The following is a 21121-nucleotide window of genomic DNA, read 5'->3' as shown; positions in this document are numbered from 1 at the left end:
CCATTGCGGATCATCGGCTCGCCAGGCTGAGCCATGTTCGGCCCGCCCGCCTCCACTGCCCTGCTCGACCTCGTCGGCGACCCGGTGCTGACGTTACGGGCGGATCTGTCCGCACTGCGCGCCAATCCAGCGGCGCGCGAATGGCTGGGCGCCGACGCCGCCGAGGGCTGGCGGCTGCTTCGCCATGCCGCCGGAGCGCGGCTGGAAAGCTGGCTGCGCGAGGCTGCCCATGCCATCGACGCCGGTCGCGCGCCGCCACTTGCGCCACCGCTCAAGCTCGCCGACGGCCAGCGCGCCACGCTGCACCTGCTGCGCGAACGACCCAACTGGGTGCTGCATGCGCGCCTCAGCGCAGCCGACCCTGGCGAGCCACCGCTGGCCGAATGGCTGGCCCTGCTGCCCCTGCCGGCCCTGCTGGCCGATGCCGCCAGCGGCACGCTGCTGCGCCACAACGCCGCTTTTGCGGGCCTCTACGCCGGCGCCCCCCGCCACCTGAACGACCTGCCCGATCTGCTGCAGGCCCTGCTGGGTTGGCACCGCGGCATGCCGCTGCCGGCACTGACGGCGCAGCGCCCGCAGGACGGGCCGCTGATCACCGAGGCCGAGTACATCGACCCGCAGGGCCAGCACCGCTGGCTGCAGGCGCGGCTGCGCCTGTGGCGCCATGCCGGCCGCGCCCAGCTGCTGGCGGTGCTGGAGGACCACAGCACGCTGCATGAGCGCGACCTTGCCCACCAGCAGCTCGACGCGCTGATGGACACGGCCGCGGTGGGCCTGGCCACCTTCCAGCCCGAAGCCGGCTGGCTCAAGGCCCACCGCAAAGGCTCACCCTTCAAGACCGGCAGCAAACAGCCAGGTGGCACGACAGGCACGGCCGGCTCGCTGCAGGGCATCAGCCGCGAGATCGTCGAGCCCGCCTCCCTGCCCGAATTCGAACGCCTGCAGCGTGCGCTGAAAAAGGGCGACGCCGTCGAGGTGCGCTATGCCGTGCGCCACCCCGAGCTCGGCCGGCGTTGGCTGCTGACCCGCGTCGCGCCTGGCCTGCTGGCTGGCGGACGGCGTTCCACCTCGGTCGTCACGCTCGACGTGACGGCCCAGGCCCAGGCCGAGAACGCGCTGCTGCTGCGTGCCGAGAGCGAACGCGCCGTGCTGGACTCCGTGCTGGTCGGCATCGTCACCGTCGGCCCCGACGGCATCGAGTGGATGAACCGCTCGGCGCGCCGCATGTTCGGCTGCGAACTCGAGGACGTGCAGGGCCAGCCCATGGGCGTGCTGGCGCCGGAGGATGATGAGCACGCCTTTCACACGGAGCCCGGCGCCGATGTGTTCGAGTGCCGGCTGCGCGGCCGCGACGGGCGCGAGTTCTGGGTCATCGGCAATGCGGTGCAGACGCAGCGAGAGGATGGCCCCGGCAAAGTCACTCAGCAGCTGACCTACGCCCTGCTGGACATCGACCGCCGCCGCCAGGCCGAGGCCCAGAGCCGGCTGGCCCAGGCATCGCTGGCCCGCATCATCGAAGGCGCGCCACTGGCCATCACGCTGCACGAGGCGCAGAGCCTGCGCATCGTCAAGCTCAACCACGCCGCCGCCACGCTCGCCGGCAGGCCCGAGGCCGCGATGCTGGGCGGCACGCCGGCGCAGCTCTTCGGCGACGAGCAGGGGGCGCAGGTGGTCGCCGACATGCGCGAGGCCCTGGAATCCCAGACCGTCGTGCAGCGGGAATACCACGTGCCGGCCGGCAACTCGACGCGCATCTGGGACGCGCGGCTGCTGCACCTGGCCGGTGTCGGCGGCGACGACACGCCCGAACTGCTGCTGCTCGTGGCCAGCGACGTCACCGAGCAGCGCGCCGCCGAGCAGGCCAGGCTGCAGGCCGCCATCTCGCAGCGCGAGCTGTTGGTGCGCGAGGTGCACCACCGCATCAAGAACAACCTGCAGGGCGTGGCCGGCCTGCTGCAGCAGATCGCCGTGCGCCGCCCCGAGGTGGCCGGGGTGCTGAAGGAGGCCGTGGGCCAGGTGCAGGCCATCGCCCAGGTCTATGGCCTGCAGGTCGGCGCCTCCGGGCCGCTGGTGCTCAAGCGGGTGTTCGACGCCATCGTCGGCTCGGTGCAGCGCATGCAGGGCCGCGTCATCACCACGGCCGCCGAGGGCGGCGCGCTGATGGAGGACTGGTGCCTGCCCGAGGCCGAGGCCATCCCGATCGCGCTCAGCCTCAACGAGCTGCTCGGCAATGCGCTGCGGCACAGCAACGGCGCCCAGGTGCGCTGCCAGCTCATCTGCGACATGGCCGGCATCACCGTCGAGATCGCCAACCCCGGCCGCCTGCCCGAAGGCTTTGCGCTGCAGAACGTCAAGAGCGGCGTGTCGGGCCTGGGCCTGGTGCGCGCCCTGCTGCCGCGGCGCAGCGCCATCCTGAGCCTGGAACAGCAAGGCGACGATGTCGTCTGCCGGCTGGAACTGATTCCACCGAGCGTGGTTCACAATCCGGCCATAAAACCAAGTTCTGGATAGAGGGGCACGGTGAGCAAGGGCAAGATCCTGGTCGTCGATGACGACCGTCTGGTACTGGCGACGCTGAGCTATGGGCTCACGCAGGCCGGCTTCGAGGTCATCGACGCCGACAACGGCGACGATGCCATCCTGCTCGCCCGCGAACACCGGCCCGAACTGGCCCTGCTGGACATCCGCATGGAAGGCCTGACCGGCTTCGATGTGGCCGCCTATCTGCGCGAATTCCTGCAGACACCCTTCATGTTCCTGTCCGCCTTCACCGACGAGGCGACAGTGGCGAAGGTCAAGGAGCTGGGCGCCGTTGCCTACCTCGTCAAGCCGCTGGACATCTCGCAAATCGTGCCCGCCGTCGAGGCCGCTTTTGCACGTTCAACCACGCGTTCGACGCCCCCCGTCGCCACCTCAGCCCCGGCGGCACCGGCCGCCATGGCCCAGGCTTTCGAGGCCCCCTCGGAATTGCCGTCCATGGACGTGACGGCCCTGGCAGTCGGCGTGTTGATGCACCGCTATTCCCTGCCACGCGACGAGGCGCTCGCCCGCCTGATGAGCCTGGCCTCCGCCGATGGCCACAGCCTGCCCGAGCAGGCACGGCGTGTCGTGGATGCGCTGGAGCTGCTGGCGCGCCCGGGCCAGAAGTGAGCCCCTCGTCCAAGGAATACCTTGGCCGGTCCCCCAGGGGGACGGCGATGCTTGCCGGATCGACCGGCAAGCACATCGCCTAAGGCGGGCCGGCTAGGGAGCGGCCCGGCGCTCGGCCCGCAAAGCAATGGGCGTCAGCCCAAAGTGAAATAAAAACGCGAGCCCTCGCCCACGGCGGATTCGGCCCAGATGTCACCACCATGGCGGCGAACGATGCGCCGCACCAGGGCCAGGCCGACACCGGTGCCCTGGAAGTCGCTGGCGCTGTGCAGGCGCTGGAAGACGCCGAACAGGCGCTCGGCAAAGCGCATGTCGAAGCCGGCGCCGTTGTCCGACACGACGAAGACGCGCCGCCCGCCCTGCTGCACGCTGCCAAAGCCGATCTGCGTGCACTCGACCTTGCCGCTGTACTTCCAGGCGTTGCCCAGCAGGTTCTCCAGCACCATGCGCAGCAGCGTCGGGTCGCCCTGCACCGTCAGGCCCGGTTCGATGTCCAGCACCAGCTCGCGCTGCGGCGCCCCGCGCTTGATCTCTTCCATCACATAGCCGGCCTGTTGCGACAGGTTGACAGGCTGGCACGCCAGTGGCCGCGTCGACAGCTGGGAGAGCGACAGCAGCGCGTCGATCATGCTGTTCATGCGCGCGGCAGCGCTCATGACGCGGTCGAGGTGGTCATTGCCGACGCGATCCAGCCGCGCGCCGTAGTCTTCCTTGAGGATGCGCGCAAAGCCCTCGACGACGCGCAGCGGCGCACGCAGATCGTGGGAGACCGTGTAGCTGAAGGACTCGTGTTCGGCGGCCAGGTCGGCGGCATGCGCCGGCTGTGGCGCTGGCGTCGCCTCGGCGGGCTCGTCGGGGCGGGCCGTGCCCAGGTAACCAGCGAAATGGCCGTGCGAGTCGATACAGGGCAGGCCGCGCAGCCGCCAGGCGGTGCTGCCATCGGCAGCGGCGAGCTGCAAGTCGACAAAGGGCTGGTGGGCACCGAGGCGCTCGCGCAATTGGGCGGCCGGCTCGGCAACCTCGAAGCGCTCCCACAGCTGCTGGGTGCTGGCGCCCGCACCCACCCAGCTCGATGACGGCGCGCCCTGCGGCGCCTGCCAGCGCACCAGGCGGTGCTCGGCATCGGTGGCCCATTGCCAGTCACGCTGCAGCTGGGCCTGCATCAGCAGCTGCTGGCGCACTTCGCGCAGGGGCTCGGCCAGGCGCTGGCGCGTCAGCCGCACGCCGGCATGCCAGCCCAACGCAGCCGCAACCAGCAGCAGGACGCCGGTGAAGAATGCCGTCAGCACCAGGGCCGCATGCACGAGGCCAACCTCGCCGCCCCAGACCCGCATCAACGCCAGCACCACCAGGCCGCCCAGTACCAGCATCAAGATGGAGACCGTGGCCAGGGTCAGCATCAGCAGCCGCATCGGCAGTCGTCGCTCCTGGCGGCGCGAGATGAGCGCGCTGTCGTCGCTGAGGCTGTTCATGCGCTTCATTGTAGGCAGCGCTTCCCCAGCAACAGGGCCTGGGCATGCCCGGCGTCGCCCGATGTCAATAACCACAGCGCAGCCGGCCGAAAGTGTGCATTCCTTCGCGTTTGGCCCCCCTCCCACCCGAGATACATTTAGGCGTGCCGAGTCCCTGACCCGCAGACCAGTCCATGACCGCCTCACAGCCCGCAGCCCTGCTCGATCCCGAGGCGATTCGTCGCCTGCGGGAACTCGACCCGAGCGGCGGCAACAAGCTGCTGGAACGCGTCGTGGCGGCGTTCTCCAACTCACTGGACCGTTTGCTGCCCGACCTCGCCCGCGCCCGTGAAGGCGCCACACCTGACCTCGCCGTCGTGCGCCATGTCAGCCACACGCTGAAATCCTCGTCGGCGAGCCTGGGCGCCATGGCACTGTCTGCGCGCTGCGCCGACATCGAAACCATGGTGCGCGATGGCCGCGTGGACGGCCTTTCCGAGCAGTTGGACGCTATGCTCCAAGACATCCAACAGGTACGCGCGGCGTTGGCCGCGCTGCTCTAAGAGAAGCATGCTGCCTACCGGTCAAGCCCTCGACGACCTCCCGCCGCGCCCGCGCGTGCTGCTGGTGGACGATGACGAGGTCAATCTGCTGTTGACCGCCGCCGCGCTGCGCGAGCGCGGCTTTGAAGTCACCGAAGCGCCCAGTGGCAGCGAGGCCCTGGGCCTGCTGTCCACGCGCACGCCCGACGTCGTCGTGCTGGACGCGCTGATGCCCGAGCTCGACGGCTTCGAAACCTGCTCGCTGCTGCGCGCCACACCCGGCTTCGAATCCCTGCCCGTGCTGATGCTGACCGGCCTGGACGATGAAGCCTCCATCAACCGCGCCTACCAGGCCGGCGCGACCGACTTCTTCGTCAAGTCGCCGCAATGGAGCCTGCTCGACGGCCGGCTGCGCTATCTGCTGCGCAGCTCGCGCACCCGGCTTGAGCTGGAGCGCAGCAAGGCCAAGCTGGCGCGCGCCCAGGATCTGGCCCGCATGGGCAGCTTCGAATGGTGGCGCGACACAGCCGCCAGCTTCGCCATCTCCGCCGAGGGCCTGCGCGTCTTCGGCCGCGGCCCACAGGACCGGCTGGACTTCATCGGCGTCATGCGCATGGTGCCGGCGGACGACCGCCATGTCTTCCTGCGCCTGCTGCGCGACGTCATCGCCCACACCTCGGTGCTGGTCACCGACCTGCCACTGACCCTGCCCGACGGCCGCCAGCGCGTCGTCCATATCGAGGCCGAGCCCGAGTTCAATGAGCAGGGCGGCGTCAACGGCTACACCGGCATCCTGCAGGACGTGACCGACCGCCGCCAGGCCGAGGACCGCATCCGCCAGCTGGCCCACTTCGACGCGCTGACCGGCCTGCCGAACCGCCGCCAGCTGATCTATCGCGTCGAGCGCGCGATCGAGAGCGCCCGCCGCGGCGGCCATGAGGTCGGCCTGCTGCTGATCGACCTGGACCGCTTCAAGGTCATCAACGACACCCTGGGTCACGCCGCTGGCGACGAGCTCCTCGTCGAGGTCGGCCGTCGCCTGCGCAGCTGCGTGCGCCATTCCGACCAGATCCTGGAAGGCGTGCTCGACGGCCTGGGCAACCGCAGCCACCGCGGCCTGGAGGCCGTGGGCCGCCTGGGCGGTGACGAGTTTGTCGCCCTGCTGCCCGAGGTGGCCGACGAACGTGATGCCGAACGGGTCGCCCAGCGCGTGCTGGACGCCCTGCGCGAGCCCATCTTCGTCGGCGGCCAGGAATGCTTCGTCACGGCCAGCGTCGGCATTGCGCTGTACCCGCGCGACGGCCAGACCATGGCCGACCTGCTGCGCAATTCCGACGTGGCCATGTACGCGGTCAAGAGCCAGGGCCGCAATGCCTCGGCCGTCTATTCACCGCAGCTGGCCGGCCACGGCAAGCAGAAGCTGGAACTGGAAAGCGCCCTGCACAAGGCGCTGGAGCGCAACGAGATCGTGCTGCACTACCAGCCCAAGATCGACGTGCGCGCCGCCCGCATGGTGGGCGCCGAGGCGCTGATGCGCTGGCAGCGTGGCAATGTGCTGGTGCCGCCGGCCGATTTCATCCCGCTGGCCGAAGAGACTGGCCTCATCGTGCCGTTGTCCGAATGGGCGCTGAAGGAGGCGGCCCGCCAGGCCAAGCTGTGGTCGCTGCAGTTCGGCTTCAGCGACTCCATCGCCGTCAACCTGCCCAGCCGGCTGTTCGAGCGTACCGATCTCGTCGAGCACATCCACCAATGCGTCAGCGCCTATGGCGTGCCGCACCGGTCGATCCAGCTCGAGATCACCGAGAACAACCTGATGAAGGACTTGCAGAACGTCATCCCGTCCCTGCATCGCCTGAACGAAGTGGGTGTGGAGATCTCCATCGACGACTTCGGCACCGGCTATTCGTCCCTCGCCTACCTGACGACGCTGCCGATCTCGGAAGTGAAGATCGACCGCACCTTCGTGCGCGACCTCGGCATCACGCCGCAAAGCTCGGCCGTCGTCACGGCCATCATTGCGTTGGCGCGGGCCCTGGGCTTGCGCGTCATTGCCGAGGGCGTCGAGACGCTGCGCCAGATGGAGGTGCTGCACCGCCTGGGCTGCTCGCTGATGCAGGGCTTCCTGTTCAGCAAGGCGCTGCCGCCCGATGAGCTGGAGCGCTGGATCGCCCAGACCGTGCTGCCACGCAAGGCGCCCTGGATCACGCAGGCCGACGGCAACAACGACGTGACGTCTCGCGGGCAACGTTGATGCGTTCGCAACTGCCTCCGGCCCAACTGGCCAAGGCCGCGCTGCAGCGCCTCGCCCAGGCCAGGCTGGAACCCACACCCGAGAACTACGCCCGCGCCTACGCCATCGAAAGCGGTGGCGAGCCGGCGCAGGCCGCCAGTGGCGCCACCAGCGCCGTCTCCGAGCGCCTCCAGCAGCTGATGTCCAAGCTGATCAGCCTGGCCCTGCCCTCGGGCAGCACGCGCCAGGAGCTGCAGACCGCCTTGCGTGAACAAAAGCTCGACGAACTGCAACGCCAGGTCGACAAGCTGCTCGACGTGGCCGGCCCCGCCGCTCAGGCCGAGGCCCTGGCCCAGGCCATCGAGCGCCTGTTGCGCGGCCTGGAGCGCGGCGGCAAGCACTGGACGCTGGCGCGCAAGAAGGACGGCATCAGCCGCGTGCTGGAGCTGGGCCGCAACGACAGCGGCAAGCTCGTCAAGCGCCTGGGCCAACTGGTGGCAAGCTGGGACAAGGACGGCGACGGCAGCGGCGTGGAGACGGATGAGGACGGCGGCACGCCCAGCCAGTTCTTCTCCGAGAGCACATTTGCCGAGACGGGCTTTGGCGAAACGTCCCGTTTTCGCGAGAGCACCGGCTTTGGTGAACTCAGCCGCACCGGCCTGCGCGACACGCCGCCGCCGGTTGTTGACACCAGCCCCCACTGGGCCGACGTCAGCAGCGAACTGAACGGCACGGTGCGCCATGCGCTGCGCTCGCCGCAGACCGAGGCGACGCCTGCCGACGCCTTGATGCGCGAGCTCGACGCCGCCCAGGCCGAATTGAAGTCCCATGGCGCCAGCCCCGACCGCGCCACGCAGATGGCCGCGCTGTGCCTGCGCGCCCGGCATCTGCTGGACCACCGCCGCCATCTCTTTGATGAACTCGGCGGCCTGTGCCGCGAGCTGAGCGGCAGTCTCGTCGATCTGGCCGAGGACGATTCCTGGGCCCGAGGCCAGGCCGAGGCGATGAGCAACGCACTCGCCCAAGGCCTGTCGGGCCGCGGCGTGCGCACCGTGTCCGAACTGCTGTCGGGCACACGCGAGCGCCAGCGCGCGCTGCGCGAGGAACGCTCCAAGGCGCGAGACTCATTGAAGGGCCTCATCCAGCGCATGCTGGCCGAACTCGGCGAGCTGGGCCAACACACCGACCGCTTCCAGACCAGCGTCGGCCGCTATGCCGAGGCCATCGAGCAGGCCGATTCGCTGGAAAGCCTGACCGGCACCGTGCGCGAGATGGTCGAGGAGAGCCGCAGCGTGCAGAGCCTGGTGTCCCAGACTCAAGCGCGCCTGACCCTCGAGCACGACCGCGCGGCCGCGCTGAACCAGCGCGTCGACGAGCTGGAGGGCGAGCTGCGCCGCCTGTCCAACGAAGTCCACACCGACCAGCTCACGCAAGTGGCCAACCGCCGCGGCCTCATCCAGGCCTTCGGCATCGAGCAGGCCAAGGCCGAGCGGGAATCAACTCGCGTGGCCCTGGCTTTGCTGGACATCGACAACTTCAAGAAGCTCAACGACAGCCTCGGCCACCACGCCGGCGACATCGCGCTGAAGTCGCTGGCCGAGCGCACCCAGGCCTCGCTGCGCCCTGGCGACATGGTGGCGCGCTATGGTGGCGAAGAGTTCGTGCTGATGCTGCCCAACACGCCGCTGGACGAGGCCCAGCAGGTGCTCGTGCGGCTGCAGCGCTCGTTGTCCAGTGCGCTGTTCAACCACGAGGGCAAGGACGTCTTCGTGACCTTCTCGGCCGGCGTCACGCTCTACCGCCCCGGCGAGACGCTGGAAGCCGCGCTGGACCGCGCCGACGTGGCCCTGTACGAGGCCAAGCACACCGGCAAGAACCGGGCGTGTATCGCGGAGTGATTTGCACGGGCGCGTCCCAAAGCAGGCTGCACGCCAACTTTGACGCGGTTCCCCTGGGGTGAACGGAAAGTTGCAATTGGCACTCCGGCCGGGAGCGGGCTCGCCGGCATGATGCGCGCGGGCGCGGCAACCGGCGCTCGCAGATCATCCAGCAGGAGCCTCCTTGCGTTCGACCTTTACTGGCGCCAGCCGGCGCGGAATTTTATTGGCCGGCTGCGCCGTCATCACGACGGCCTGTGGCGGCGGTGGAGACGCCACCAGCACGAGCGCGACACCGGACGCCTCCGCCCTGGCGGTCCAGGCCACCAGGGATATCACAGCGGACGTTCTCGCCAATCGTGACATCACGCTGGACGGTAGCGCCGTCATCAAGCTGCCCGCGGGCACGACGACTTATTCCGGCGTCATCAGCGGGCAGGGCACGCTGCGCCTCATGCCCGCCGCCGGCACGGGCACGCTGACCATCACGCGCACCAGCACGTTCACGCTACCGACGGCCCAGCAAGTCCAGGTCATCAAAAAGACAATCTATCCCGGCGCAGGCTACGCGCTGACCCGCACCGGCTTGAACCCGCCGGTGCTGACCATCGATCCCGGCGCCACGCTCCAGATCGGCACCAACACCAGTGCCGACAGCTCGCCCAACATCATCGCGACGTCCGACAGCAAGAATGAGGCGAGCCTGATCAACCGGGAGATCAACCTCAACAACATCCTGAACAACGGCACGATCATCCTCAGCAGTGCGCAGTTCGTGCTGCTGGGCCAGATCAGTGGCAGCGGCAGCATCGTCCAGGCCCCGGACGTCTGGGGCGGCAACTCATCGGGTGGCGTCAATACCTACTCGGGTGTGCTCGCTCTTACCGTCGGGCAGGATTTCGGCAGCAACCATGTCGCTGCATCGCTGGCCAATGCCAAGGCGGTCCTCAACGAAGGCTCATGGCTGGTCTGGAGCCCGCCAGGCAGCGTCGTCACGGTGACGCAGAACATCTATGAAGCGGCCTACGGGAACGACATCAACTTCCACGCCATCGGCCCGTCGACCATCGTCATGTCGGGCGTCTACAGCCACACCGACAACAGCCCGCACAACCATCCCAACCTGGTCAACCCGGGCCTGAGCGACCTCAGCTTGAACTTCGCCAAGGTCATCTACCGCGGCGGCGCGAACGACGTCAACGGCAACGACGGCAGCTACCGCGGCATCAACATCGAGCGCGGCGCCGGCGTCGTCCAATGGGGCGACGGCACACACGCCAACTTCTTTCTGCCGTCGGCGCCGTCGCCGGCCGACCCCTACCCGACGCTTGGCAAGAAGAACGCCTACATCAACCTGCGCAGCGGCACGCTGGCCTTCAACTACAACGGACCGGTGACTCTGCACGTGGGCATCACCGGCGGCGGGGGCGGCCCGCACCGGGATGGCGCGGTCGGTACGGGCAACGTCAAGGTCATGCCGACGCCGGGCAACGACGTGACCTTCGCCCAACCGCAGAACTACAACGGCACCACGACCATCGGCGCCAACGCCATCCTGCGCCTGGGCACAGGAACGCCCGTGCCGCTGAACTACATCACCGTCAATGCGAGCAAGGGCAAATCGACCTTCCTGCAGGCCACCTACAGCGGTGACGCCAGCCTGCTGACGGCCGAGTCGCCCAATGGCGTGGCGAGCAATGCCATCGTCAACGACGGCCAGCTCATCGTCCAGAACACCACGACCGCGATCACGCTGTCCAACATCAGCGGCAGCGGCAGCCTCGCTCACAACGGCGCTGCTGCGCTCACGCTGCAGAACAACAGCTACAGAGGTGCCACGCTGTTCAATGGGGGCACCACCTGGGCCGGCAGCGCCAATGCGATGGGCACGGGCGACGTCGTCAACAACGCGGCCCTGGGGCTGGCCAGCGGCCAACATGAATTGGCGCTGGGGGGTAGCTTCCGGCAGGGCGCGACCGGCCAGCTCACGCTCTCTATCGCCGGCACCGCACCTGGCGTCACCCACGACCATGTCAGCGTTGCCGGGCCTGCCATGCTCGGTGGCAGCCTGGTGCTGAACTTCAGCGGCAGCTACGCCCGGGGGCAGAAGCTCGTGCTGATCCAGGCCACCGGTGGCCTCAGCGGTGCGTTCAGCTCGATCAGCAGTAATGGGGCGACCGTGGCGCCCGGGCAGGATGCCACGAGCTTCTTCGTCACCGTGCAGTAGCTCCCGATCAGAAATTGAAAGCCAGGCGGAGTCCGCCCCAGTGCTTGCCGGCGACGATGATGGGCGCCGCGGCCTCCTTCAGGATGACGAAGCGGCCACCGCCCATGTCGCGCCGATAGGTCTGCAGCAGGAAGGGCCGCGTGTTGCGTGCCGAGGCCAGGCCCGTGCGGTCGTTGAAGATGCGGCGGTAGCGGCTGTTGGCCGTGTTCCAGACCGTGTCGCCCGGGCGCTGCGGCTGGCAGTACTTGCGGTTGTGCGTCGCGATATAGCCGTTGCGGTCGGCCGCGATGCAGAACACCACCTTGTCGCTGAACGCCAGCATCTTCTCCTGCACGGTGGGGAAGAGGCGATCCGTCAGCTGGCAGAAGCGCGTCGTGTGCTGCTGCGGCGCCGTGCCTTCGATCGGGCGATATTTGTCGTCGAACAGATCGGCCTGGCTGATCTGGCCACCGCGCAGCGCCTCTTCGAGCAGGGCACCGATCTCGGCGGCGGCCTGCTGCGCAGTACGGATGAAGGGCATGTCGTCGACCTCGACGCCGCTCTCGGCGATCTGCTCGACGAGCTCCTCGGACATGCGCAGGAAGCGGTCGCTGCCGTCGAAGGCCACCTTGAGGCCGTGCGAGGCCTGGGACACCTCGCGCTCCAGCTCATGGGCGCGTTCGTTGAGCAGGCTCATCTGCTGGCTGCTCTCGCCGGCCGACGCGGAGATGCGCTGCACGTCCTGCTCGACCTCGTGGAAGGCGGCGTGGATCTGGCTGGGCTTGGCCGGGTTCTCGGTCAGCTCGGCGCTGAAGCGATCGATGCGCTCCTGCAGGCTGGCGATGGCGCTGACGATGGCCTTGGATGAGGCCTCGACCTGGCCGGCCAGGGCTTTGACCGCCTCGGCGACGACAGCGAAACCGCGCCCGGCATCGCCCGCATGCTTGGCTTCGACGGCGGCGTTGAAGGCGACCAGGCGGGTTTGCAGGGAAATCTTGGTGATCTCGGCCGCGGCGCCCGACACCTGGGCCAGCGTGGACGCCATGCCAACGACCTCGCCACCGACGACGCCGAGCGCGCCGCGGGCCCGCTGCACGGCGGCAGCGCTCTGGGCGGTGGCGGTGGTGATGGCGGTCTGCGCCTGCCCGATCTGGTTGAGCTGCTGAGCCAGGGCCTGCATGGCCTGGCTCTGTGCCTGGACGATGCGCTGGGTATCTTCCAGGGCACCGCGCACTTCCGCGGCATCCTTGCCGACCGTGGAAATCGAGCGGGCCAGCCGCTTGACGACATTCAACGCCGCACTGTCATCTCGCCGGACGGGCTCGTCCCGAGTGATGGCGGGGGAAGAACCTCCGCCCTTGGGCCACTTGAACATGCATTTGTCCCCGCTTATTGGCCGGGGCTCGGCAAGAAGTGGCCCCGTAAATTACCAGTCACGCAGCTTAACGCGCAACCTTGCAATCGACTGACTGTGCAACTGGCACACGCGGGACTCCGTGACCTTGAGCACGGCCGCAATCTCCTTGAGATTCATGTCGTGCTCGTAGTACATGCTCATGACGAACTGCTCGCGTTCGGGCAGGTTCTTGATGGCCGCAACCAGCGCCTCGCGCATGCGGTGGTCCTGCAGCTGGGCGACGGGGTTGGCACCCTCGTCGGCCACATGGCGGTCGAGGTAGTCGTTGTCACCGTCGGCGCCCGACATGTCTTCCAGATAGACCAGTTGGGTGCCTCGCACCTTGCCAAGCAGCTCCTGGTATTCGGCCAGCGGCAGGCCCATCTCGGCGGCGATCTCGTCCTCGCGCGGCGCGCGGCCCAGGCGCTGCTCGACCTTGTGCACCGCGACTTCGATCTCACGCTGCTGGCGGCGCGTGCCGCGGCTCATCCAGTCGCCGCCGCGCAACTCGTCGAGCATGGCGCCGCGGATGCGCTGGGTGGCGAAGGTCTCGAACTGCACGCCCTGCTCGGCGTCGAAGCGCGACAGCGCATCGGTCAGGCCGATCAGCCCGACCTGGATCAGGTCATCCACCTCCACATTGGCCGGCAGCTTGGCAATCATCTGGTGCGCCAGGCGTCGGACCAGCGGGCTGTACTGCTTGATCAGCGTGCTGTTGTCGAGGCGGCCTTTGGGTGTGTACATGGTCAGCTCCGCACGGCCGCCCGAAGGGGCTGAAGCGCCCCCGCGGGGGGCAGCGAACGCAGTGAGCGTGGGGGCATCATGTTTGGTCTCCGGCGAGATCAATGCGCAGCGATGAACGGGGAAGACGCCTTGCGCGCCGGGCGCAGCGGAGTCGCGTCGGAGGCGGCGTCAACGGCCGCTCCCGGGGGAGCTGCAAGCAGCAGCTCGCGGGCGAGATGGCGCAGTTCAGGCGTGAGTGGTGCGTGCTGGGAGGCTCTTGGGTCCAGGCAGGCCCAATCGCGCAGCACCGCGCCGAGGAAGCCGTCGGCGCAGGAATGAAGCTGTTGCGCGATGCGGGTGGCCACGCGCAGTTGAGGGTGGCAGGCCATCAGCAGACTGTAGACCATCAGCCCCGCTCGTTGTGTGAGCCATTTCATGCCCGCGTAGGCTTCCGTGACGCTGGCGGGCTCGGTATCAGCCAGCAACAGCGGGCGCACCTCTCGCAGGGCCACGATGCGGGCGAGTTCGGCCGCCGGCGCGTGCAGCAGGATGACGTCGGCGTCGGGTGCGGCGTCGGCCACGGCCTCCAGGAAGGAGGCGGCCGAACCATGGGCATTGATGTGGCGCAGCGGCAGCCCGCGCGCGGCAAGGTAGGACACCTTGGGCGACAGGCGCTCGATGCAGTTGGACAGATCGACGCTGGCCAGCTCCGAGGGCTTGGCCGAGTGTTCACCGGCGTCGACGACCAGGGTGTTCAGGTTCAGCTCGGCAAAGGCCGCGCACAGGCCTTCCAGCAGCACGCCGGCCCCCATGACGCGCGGATTGCTGACAACCGGCACGAAGCGGGTCTTGGAAGCGGCGAACAGCCGCCGCAGGCCGTGGGCTTGGTCTTGCATGATGGACATCAGTGGACTGCCCTCATGCCTTCGGTCAGCGGCGCACCGGCAAAGATGAGATTGACGTCGGTGTTGTCCATGCGCCAGGCACCAGAGGCGGCGCCCTTCAGGGCACGCTGCACCAGGCCGACGCTGGGCAGGCGGTGCCAGTCTTCCGGCACGCGCTGGCCATTGGCCACGCCCAGCACCTTGAGCTTGTGGCGGATCAGGGTGTCCAGGGCCGGAGCGAGCTTGACGGCTTCGTCGATCTTGCTGAGCACGACGCCTTCGCAGGCCGCGCCCTTCCAGGCGTTGACGACGTCTTCAATGGTTTCACCCTGCTGGGCTGCGTTGATGACGAGCAGCTTCTTGATGCTGGGGTGGGCCAGCATCTCCAGCAGCTCCTGGGTGCGGCTGTCGCGCTGGGCCATGCCGGCGGTGTCGATGAGCACCAGCTTCTTGCTGGACAGCAGGTCGAGCAGGTCATCGAGCGAGGCGCGGTCGTGGGCGGTGTGCACGGGCACGCCGAGGATGCGGCCGTAGGCGCGCAGCTGCTCGTGGGCGCCAATGCGGTAGGCGTCCAGTGTGATGAGGCCGAGCTGGCTGGCACCGAACTTGGTGGCGAAGTGGGCAGCCAGCTTGGCGGTCGTCGTCGTCTTGCCGACGCCGGTGGAGCCGATCAGCGCGAACACGCCGCCGCGGTCCTCGATGGCCGGGGCGGCCTCATCGGTATGCAGGTTGCGTGACAGCACATGGGCGGCCCAGGCGGTCTCGTCGGCCGGGTCGGCGGGCGAGCCGGGCTTGAACTCGGACGGGCAGCTCTCGGCCAGCTTGCGAACCAGGGCCGGGCTGAAGCCCAGTTCCAGCAGCTTTTGCGTCAGACGCGCCTGCACGGGCTGGCGCTGCAGCTTTTCCATGAAGGCCAGCGACGAAAAACGTTCTTCGATCAGGCCACGCATCTGGCGCAGCTCGGAAGCCATGTCCATCTGGTTGCGCTGGCTGGCATTGGGCTGGCCGGGCAGCGGCATGGGCTCCACGGCACCGATGTCGCTGAGCTGCGGCACCGCGCGTTGCGAACTGGCTGACGGGATGCGGATCTCGTCGCGCAGCACGGGCGGCGCCGGGCGAGGTTTAGGCTGAGGCTGAGATTGAACCGGTGCAGCGGCGCGCTTGGGTGCCAGCGCGGCAATGGCCTCGGCGGCGCGGCGCTCGCGCTGCTGGCGGGCGGCGTCCAGGGAGGTAGCCGCCGGCTGGGTCGGCGGCGGGGCGATCCGCGGTGCCGTTGCGATGGGATCGGGCTGGCCCGTCATCTCGGCCTGGCGGCGGCGCAGCACGCGCTCGCGCACATAGTCCTGGAAGCTCAGCGTGCTCATGGCGAGTTGCTCGACGTCGCCACTCACCTCGGGGCTGCCGAAGCTGGGCTCCATGCGGGAGCGGTCGGCGAAATTGGCACGGGCGGCAGGCGCCTGCGGTTGCACGGTGGGCGGCGGAACCTGCGGGCGGACCTGGCTGCGCGGCGCACTGTGGGCCATCTGCTCGATCTGCCCCATGCCTTCCGGCGCCATCGCCAGCACCTCGACGCCTTCTGGCACGGTCTTGTTGGACAGCACGACGGCGTCGGCGCCGAACGCCTGCTTGACGAGCGCGAGCGCCTCGCGGGATGTGCGAGCGGTGAATTTGCGGACGTTCATGCTGTGCCTCCGATGATGGAGCCGATGCGGATGGTGTGGGTCTCAGGAATCTCGCTGTGGCCGAGCACCTTGAGGCGGGGCGCGGCGCGCCTGAGCAGGCGCGCCATGGGCGCGCGGATCAGGTCGGGGACCAGCAACGTGGCGGGCACGCCGCGGTCTTCCTGCTTCTGGGCGTTCTCGGCGGCGCTGCGCGCCAGCGTGTCGGCCACGCCCGGGTCGAGTGCTGCGCCGTGCGGCGAATTGAGGGCCTGGGTGACGAGGCGCTCCAGCTCGGGCTCCAGCGCGATGACGTCCAGCTCCTTGGTGGAGCCGTAGATCTGCTGCACGATGGCCGGCGCGATATGGGTACGGATGCGGCGAGCCAGCTCGACCGGATCGGTGACGGCGGCGGCATGCTCGGCCAGGCATTCGACGATGGAGCGCATGTCGCGGACGTGCACGCCCTCCTCCAGCAGCAGCTGGAGAACGCGTTGCAGTGTGGCGATGCTGACCATCTTGGGAATCACGTCTTCGATCAATTGCGGCGCCTGCTTGGTGAGGTGTTCCACCAGGGCTTGTGTCTCCACGCGGCCCAACAACTTGGCCGCGTGCACTTGCATCAAGTGTGAAAGATGGGTGGCCACCACGGTCGAGCAATCAACGACCGTAAAGCCGCTCATTTGGGCCATCTCCTTTTGCCGCTCCTCGATCCACACGGCCGGCAGGCCGAAGGCGGGGTCGGTCGTCGGCGTGCCGATGAGCTTTTGCGTCGCATGGCCGGGGTTGATGGCCAGCCACATGCCGGGGAAGGCCTCGGCCTCCCCGACAACGGCGCCGCGCAGCGAGATGCGGTACTGGCTGGGGCGCAGCTCCAGGTTGTCACGGATGTGCACCGGCGGCGGCAGGAAGCCGACTTCCTGCGCGAACTTGCGGCGCACGCCCTTGATGCGGCTCAGCAGGTCGCCTTCCTTGCTCTTGTCGACCAGGGTGATGAGGCGGTAGCCGACCTCCAGGCCCAGGGTGTCGACCGGCACCAGGTCTTCCCAGCTCGCTTCGCCGGCGCCTTCGCTGCTGGGCATGATGGGCTTGACGGCCTTGGCGGCCTCCAGTGCCTGCTCCTTGCTGCGCAGCCAGTAGGCCAGGTAGCCCAGGCCGGCGGCGATCAGCAGGAAGACGACGTGGGGCATGCCCGGGATCAGCCCCAGCGCAGCGATGACGCCAGCCGTGATGGCCAGCGACTTGGCCGAGCCGAACACCTGCTTGCCGATCTGGCTGCCGATGTCCTTGTCCGTGCCGACGCGCGACACCACCATGGCAGCCGCGACCGAGATCAGCAGGGCCGGCACCTGGGCCACCAGCGCGTCACCGACGGCCAGCAGGATGTAGCTGTCGGCGGCCTGGCCGGCGGACAGGCCATGCTGGGCCACGCCAATGATGAAGCCGCCGACGATGTTGATGGCCAGGATCAGCATGCCGGCGACCGCGTCGCCACGCACGAACTTGCTGGCACCGTCCATGGAACCGAAGAAGTCGGCCTCGTCGGAGAGTTCCACGCGGCGGCGCTTGGCCTCCGCTTCGTTGATGAGGCCGGCGTTCAGGTCGGCGTCCACGGCCATCTGCTTGCCGGGCATTGCGTCCAGCGTGAAGCGCGCACCAACTTCGGCGATGCGCTCAGCGCCCTTGGTCACGACGATGAAGTTGATGACCACCAGGATGGCGAAGACGATCAGGCCGACCGCGAAATTGCCGCCGATCAGGAAGTGGCCGAACGATTCGATGACCTTGCCGGCGGCGCCCGTGCCGGTGTGGCCTTCCAGCAGCACCACGCGCGTGGAGGCGACGTTCAGCGACAGCCGCATCAGCGTGGTCAGCAGCAGCACGGTCGGGAAGGCCGCGAAGTCCAGCGGCCGCACCATGTGGGCGGCGACCATCATGACCATCACGGCCATCGCGATGTTGAAGGTGAACAGCAGGTCCAGCGCGAAGGGCGGCAGCGGCAGCACCATCATGGACAGCACGAGCAGCACCGCGATGGGCGCGCCGAGCGCGGCGATGATGCCTGCGCGCGGGCCGAGCAGGGCTTGGAGTTTGGCGGTGAGCTGGTTCATGCGGCAGGTCTGGTCTCACCTGCATTCTTCGCGGCGGCCCGGAAAACTTGAGCCGGAGAAACGGCGGGAAAGCCGGGCTGTTCTCCCCGCAGCGCTCACTCCGTGAAGTCTTCCTCGGGCTCGGGTGCCCAGCCCGGCTTGTTGTGCGGGTCGAGCTCCGGCGGCACATGCGGATGCGGCACATCCGGGCGGGCCATGTTGCGCGAGGCCAGGGCGGCGCGCAGCTGGTAAACGTAGGCCAGCACCTGGGCCACGGCGCCGAACAGCGCGGCGGGGATCTCGTGGTCGACCTTGGCATGGGCGTAGAGGGCGCGGGCCAGCACCGGCTGCTGCAGCACCGGCACCTTGCTCTCCTTGGCCAGGTCGCGGATCTTCATGGCCAGCAGGTCGGCGCCCTTGGCGATGACCTTGGGCGCGGCCATCTTGCCTTCCTCGTACTTCAGCGCGACGGCGTAGTGGGTCGGGTTCATGACCACCAGGTCGGCCTGCGGCACGGCGGCCAGCATGCGGCGCTTGGCCATGTCGCGCATGATGGCGCGCATCTTGGCCTTGATCTCGAGGTTGCCTTCAACCTCCTTCATTTCCTGCTTGACCTCTTCGCGGCTCATGCGCATGCGGCGCAGCCAGAGCTGGCGTTGCAGCGGCACGTCGATGGCGGCAAACACCGCCAGCGCGACGGCCAGCAGGCCCAGGCCCCCCATCAGTTGCTGGCCCGCATAGGCCAGGGCGGACGGCAACGGCACGGACATGATGCCGACATAGGCCGCCAGACGGTCCTTCAGCACCATGGCGCCGACGATGCCCAGCACCAGGGCCAGCAGCACGGCCTTCAGGGCCGAGCCGAACCCCTGGCCGGTGAACAAGCGGCCCAGGCCGGCGAGGGGGTTGAGATGGCTGAACTTGGGCGCGAGCGGCTTCATCGTCCAGTTCCAGCCGCCGCTGGCCAGGTTGCTGGCGATGCCAACGATCACCAGCACGGCGGCGATCGGTCCCATGACGGCGGCGAAGGCCAGCGTCATCTCGACCAGCCGCTCACCCATGAACCCCTTTTGGGCCAGCAGGCGCGCATCGAAGTGCAGGCCGTTGATCAGCATCTGGCGCAGCTTCTCGACAATCTGCGGCGCGCCCACCGACAGCACGGCGCCGCCAGCGACCATCATGGCGAAATGCGGCAGGTCGCGCGAGCGCGGCAACTGGCCCTCGGCCCGGGATCTTTCGATCTTCTTGGGCGAGGCGGGTAAGTTGCGATCCTGTGCGTCGTGGTCGGCCATGGTGGTGCTGCAGCTGAACCGAATTGTTCGAGGCAGCCGCTGAAACTTGAGCGAGAAAAGCAGGGTGGATGCCCGGCTAATCCCAGCCGGGCCGCAGCGCGCCGGACCAGGTGTGCAGGATTGCCGCCGCCAGGGTGGCGAGGCCGGCGCGGCTCACGCTAATCTCGGGCCGTGCCCCGCTCTGCCCGCCTGCTCACGCTGTTGGCCGCGTCCTGCGCCGGCGCAGCCCTGGCCCAGGCGGAACCGTTGGCCATCGAGTACCGCGACAAGCCGCCCTACAGCTACACGGTGGACGGCAAGCCGGCCGGCTTCCTGATGGAGCGCACCGCCAAGCTGCTCAAGCGCGCCGGCATCGAGGCCCGTTATGCCGAGGTGCCGATCCGCCGCACGCTTCAGAATCTGCAGGCCAACCTGACGGCGCTGTGTTCACCGGGCCTGTACAAGAACCCCGAGCGCGAGGCCTTTGCCCGCTTCTCCCTGCCCATCCACCGCGACCGGCCGCATGTCGTGCTGGCCCATGCCAGCGTCGCGGCACAGATCCGCGCCATCCCGCGCGTCGCCCAGCTTTTTGCCGATGCTTCGCTGCAACCCGGCGTTCTGGATGGTGTGTCTTACGGCCCGCAGCTGGACCAGTTCCTCGCCACGGCAGCCAAGCCGCCCTTGCGCGCCCAGCTGGCGCCACTGCAGCTGGCGCGCATGGTGGGAGTCCGCCGCGCCGACTACATGCTGATCGACGAGGAAGACCTGAACTGGCTGCGCAAGGACCCCGAATTCGCCCCCCTGCCCCTGGTGCGCATCGAGTTCGCCGACATGCCGCGCGGGGAACTTCGCTACCTGGCCTGCTCCCTGCAAGTCAAACCACAGACGCTGGACAAGCTCAATCAGGCCATCCGCGAGCTGCCGCCCGAAGCGCAGGCCGACTGAGGCGCCAAAGAGAAAAGCCGGGCGGCCATGGCGCGTTCAGAAGCGCTGGCGGAACCCCAGCGTGATGGGCACGGCGTCGGTACGGGCGCCACTGGCATCGCTGGCGCGAAGATAGTCCCAGCTCAATTCCAGCGTCGCGGTTTCGGTGGTGCGCCAGCCGATGGAAAAGCCCAGCGTGGGCCGCACGTCATGCTTGGTGCTGCCGCCGGCAGAAGCATTGACGAAGGCGGCGCCGGCGCGCCAGGTGGCCTCGACATGCTGCCCCCACCGCACGGCCCAGGCGCCGCCCAGTACGGCAGCACGGAAATGTGCCGAGGTGGCCGGGCCGTAGAAGTCGGCGCTGAAATTTGCCTTGCCGAAGTCCACGTACCAAGCCTCGACGGCGGAGACGCCGAAGCGGTAGCCGGCGCCGACCTTGAGGGAGGTGGCACTGCCTTTGCGGCAGCGGCAGAGGAGGAAGCCGGGTTCGGACTCATAGTGGGTGCCACCGACGGCAACGTCGCCGTACCAACCGATGCGCGAGTCCGGCGCACTGGATTGAGCCTGGGCCAGCGGTGATGCGACGGCCAGCATGGCGGCCGCCAGGGCGACAGCCCCCTGTTTGATTCGGATCATTTGACTTCCCTGATGTTGTTGATGCCCGCCCGTCTGCGGGCGCGGCGGCGTTTGTAGCAGAAGCCTGCCGCCCACCCAGCGAG

General features: G+C 68.5%; 15 protein-coding genes. 7 read left to right on the top strand and 8 right to left on the bottom strand.

From position 1 onward, the window contains the following. Nucleotides 1-33: 33 nt before the first annotated feature. Nucleotides 34-2511 (top strand): sensor histidine kinase, encoded by a 2478-nt coding sequence (locus AC1DW0_RS16715; protein ID WP_457444729.1) that lies wholly within the window; start codon nt 34-36, stop codon nt 2509-2511. Nucleotides 2512-2520: 9 nt separating this feature from the next. Continuing rightward, the gene (locus AC1DW0_RS16710) at nt 2521-3150 is read left to right on the top strand and encodes a response regulator (protein WP_056199180.1); all 630 of its coding nucleotides are present in this window, start codon (nt 2521-2523) and stop codon (nt 3148-3150) included. 134 nt (nt 3151-3284) lie between these two features. Here AC1DW0_RS16710 and AC1DW0_RS16705 read toward each other — a convergent pair whose 3' ends face one another. After that, complete coding sequence (locus AC1DW0_RS16705) at nt 3285-4622, bottom strand: sensor histidine kinase (protein ID WP_157281726.1); 1338 nt, start codon at nt 4620-4622, stop codon at nt 3285-3287. A gap of 173 nt (nt 4623-4795) precedes the next feature. On the opposite strand from AC1DW0_RS16705, the gene AC1DW0_RS16700 reads away from it, so the two are divergent. The 4 genes from AC1DW0_RS16700 to AC1DW0_RS16685 all read left to right on the top strand — a co-directional run bounded on the left by AC1DW0_RS16700 (nt 4796) and on the right by AC1DW0_RS16685 (nt 11477). Beyond that, the gene (locus tag AC1DW0_RS16700) at nt 4796-5164 is read left to right on the top strand and encodes an Hpt domain-containing protein (RefSeq protein ID WP_056199185.1); all 369 of its coding nucleotides are present in this window, start codon (nt 4796-4798) and stop codon (nt 5162-5164) included. Nucleotides 5165-5171: 7 nt separating this feature from the next. Beyond that, a complete protein-coding gene (locus tag AC1DW0_RS16695) occupies nt 5172-7394 on the top strand; it encodes a putative bifunctional diguanylate cyclase/phosphodiesterase (RefSeq protein ID WP_056199188.1) in 2223 nt (740 codons plus the stop codon). Next, nucleotides 7394-9271, top strand: coding sequence for a GGDEF domain-containing protein (locus tag AC1DW0_RS16690; RefSeq protein ID WP_457354242.1), 1878 nt, complete (start codon nt 7394-7396; stop codon nt 9269-9271). The genes AC1DW0_RS16695 and AC1DW0_RS16690 overlap by 1 nt, the downstream gene beginning before the upstream one ends. A 163-nt stretch (nt 9272-9434) precedes the next feature. Beyond that, complete coding sequence (locus AC1DW0_RS16685) at nt 9435-11477, top strand: autotransporter (RefSeq protein WP_477946955.1); 2043 nt, start codon at nt 9435-9437, stop codon at nt 11475-11477. Nucleotides 11478-11484: 7 nt separating this feature from the next. On the opposite strand, the gene AC1DW0_RS16680 is transcribed toward AC1DW0_RS16685, so the two are convergent. The 6 genes from AC1DW0_RS16680 to flhB form a co-directional block, all read right to left on the bottom strand. Then, nucleotides 11485-12831, bottom strand: coding sequence for a methyl-accepting chemotaxis protein (locus AC1DW0_RS16680; RefSeq protein WP_082532753.1), 1347 nt, complete (start codon nt 12829-12831; stop codon nt 11485-11487). A gap of 51 nt (nt 12832-12882) precedes the next feature. Then, entirely contained in the window at nt 12883-13596 is a 714-nt protein-coding gene (locus AC1DW0_RS16675; RefSeq protein WP_056199199.1) for an RNA polymerase sigma factor FliA, read from the bottom strand. A 98-nt stretch (nt 13597-13694) separates the two neighbouring features. After that, entirely contained in the window at nt 13695-14471 is a 777-nt protein-coding gene (locus tag AC1DW0_RS16670; protein ID WP_200955297.1) for a flagellar biosynthesis protein, read from the bottom strand. 8 nt (nt 14472-14479) lie between these two features. Further along, nucleotides 14480-16141, bottom strand: a complete 1662-nt coding sequence (gene flhF / locus AC1DW0_RS16665; RefSeq protein WP_477946952.1) for a flagellar biosynthesis protein FlhF — start codon at nt 16139-16141, stop codon at nt 14480-14482. Next, entirely contained in the window at nt 16138-18228 is a 2091-nt protein-coding gene (flhA, locus tag AC1DW0_RS16660) for a flagellar biosynthesis protein FlhA (RefSeq protein ID WP_057295862.1), read from the bottom strand. The genes flhF and flhA overlap by 4 nt, the downstream gene beginning before the upstream one ends. Nucleotides 18229-18323: 95 nt before the next feature. Further along, a complete protein-coding gene (gene flhB / locus AC1DW0_RS16655) occupies nt 18324-19499 on the bottom strand; it encodes a flagellar biosynthesis protein FlhB (RefSeq protein WP_457354249.1) in 1176 nt (391 codons plus the stop codon). 171 nt (nt 19500-19670) lie between these two features. Between flhB and AC1DW0_RS16650 the strand changes: the two genes are divergently transcribed. After that, the gene (locus AC1DW0_RS16650; RefSeq protein WP_477946949.1) at nt 19671-20423 is read left to right on the top strand and encodes a substrate-binding periplasmic protein; all 753 of its coding nucleotides are present in this window, start codon (nt 19671-19673) and stop codon (nt 20421-20423) included. 36 nt (nt 20424-20459) lie between these two features. Here the strand turns inward: AC1DW0_RS16650 and AC1DW0_RS16645 are convergent, their stop codons facing one another. After that, nucleotides 20460-21038 (bottom strand): hypothetical protein, encoded by a 579-nt coding sequence (locus tag AC1DW0_RS16645; protein WP_477946947.1) that lies wholly within the window; start codon nt 21036-21038, stop codon nt 20460-20462. Between the last annotated feature and the right edge of the window lie 83 nt (nt 21039-21121).

This window comes from Roseateles sp. P4_D2 (assembly GCF_056401875.1).
Note: the sequence above shows the minus strand (reverse complement) of the source record. Positions and strands in the feature narration are given on the sequence as shown.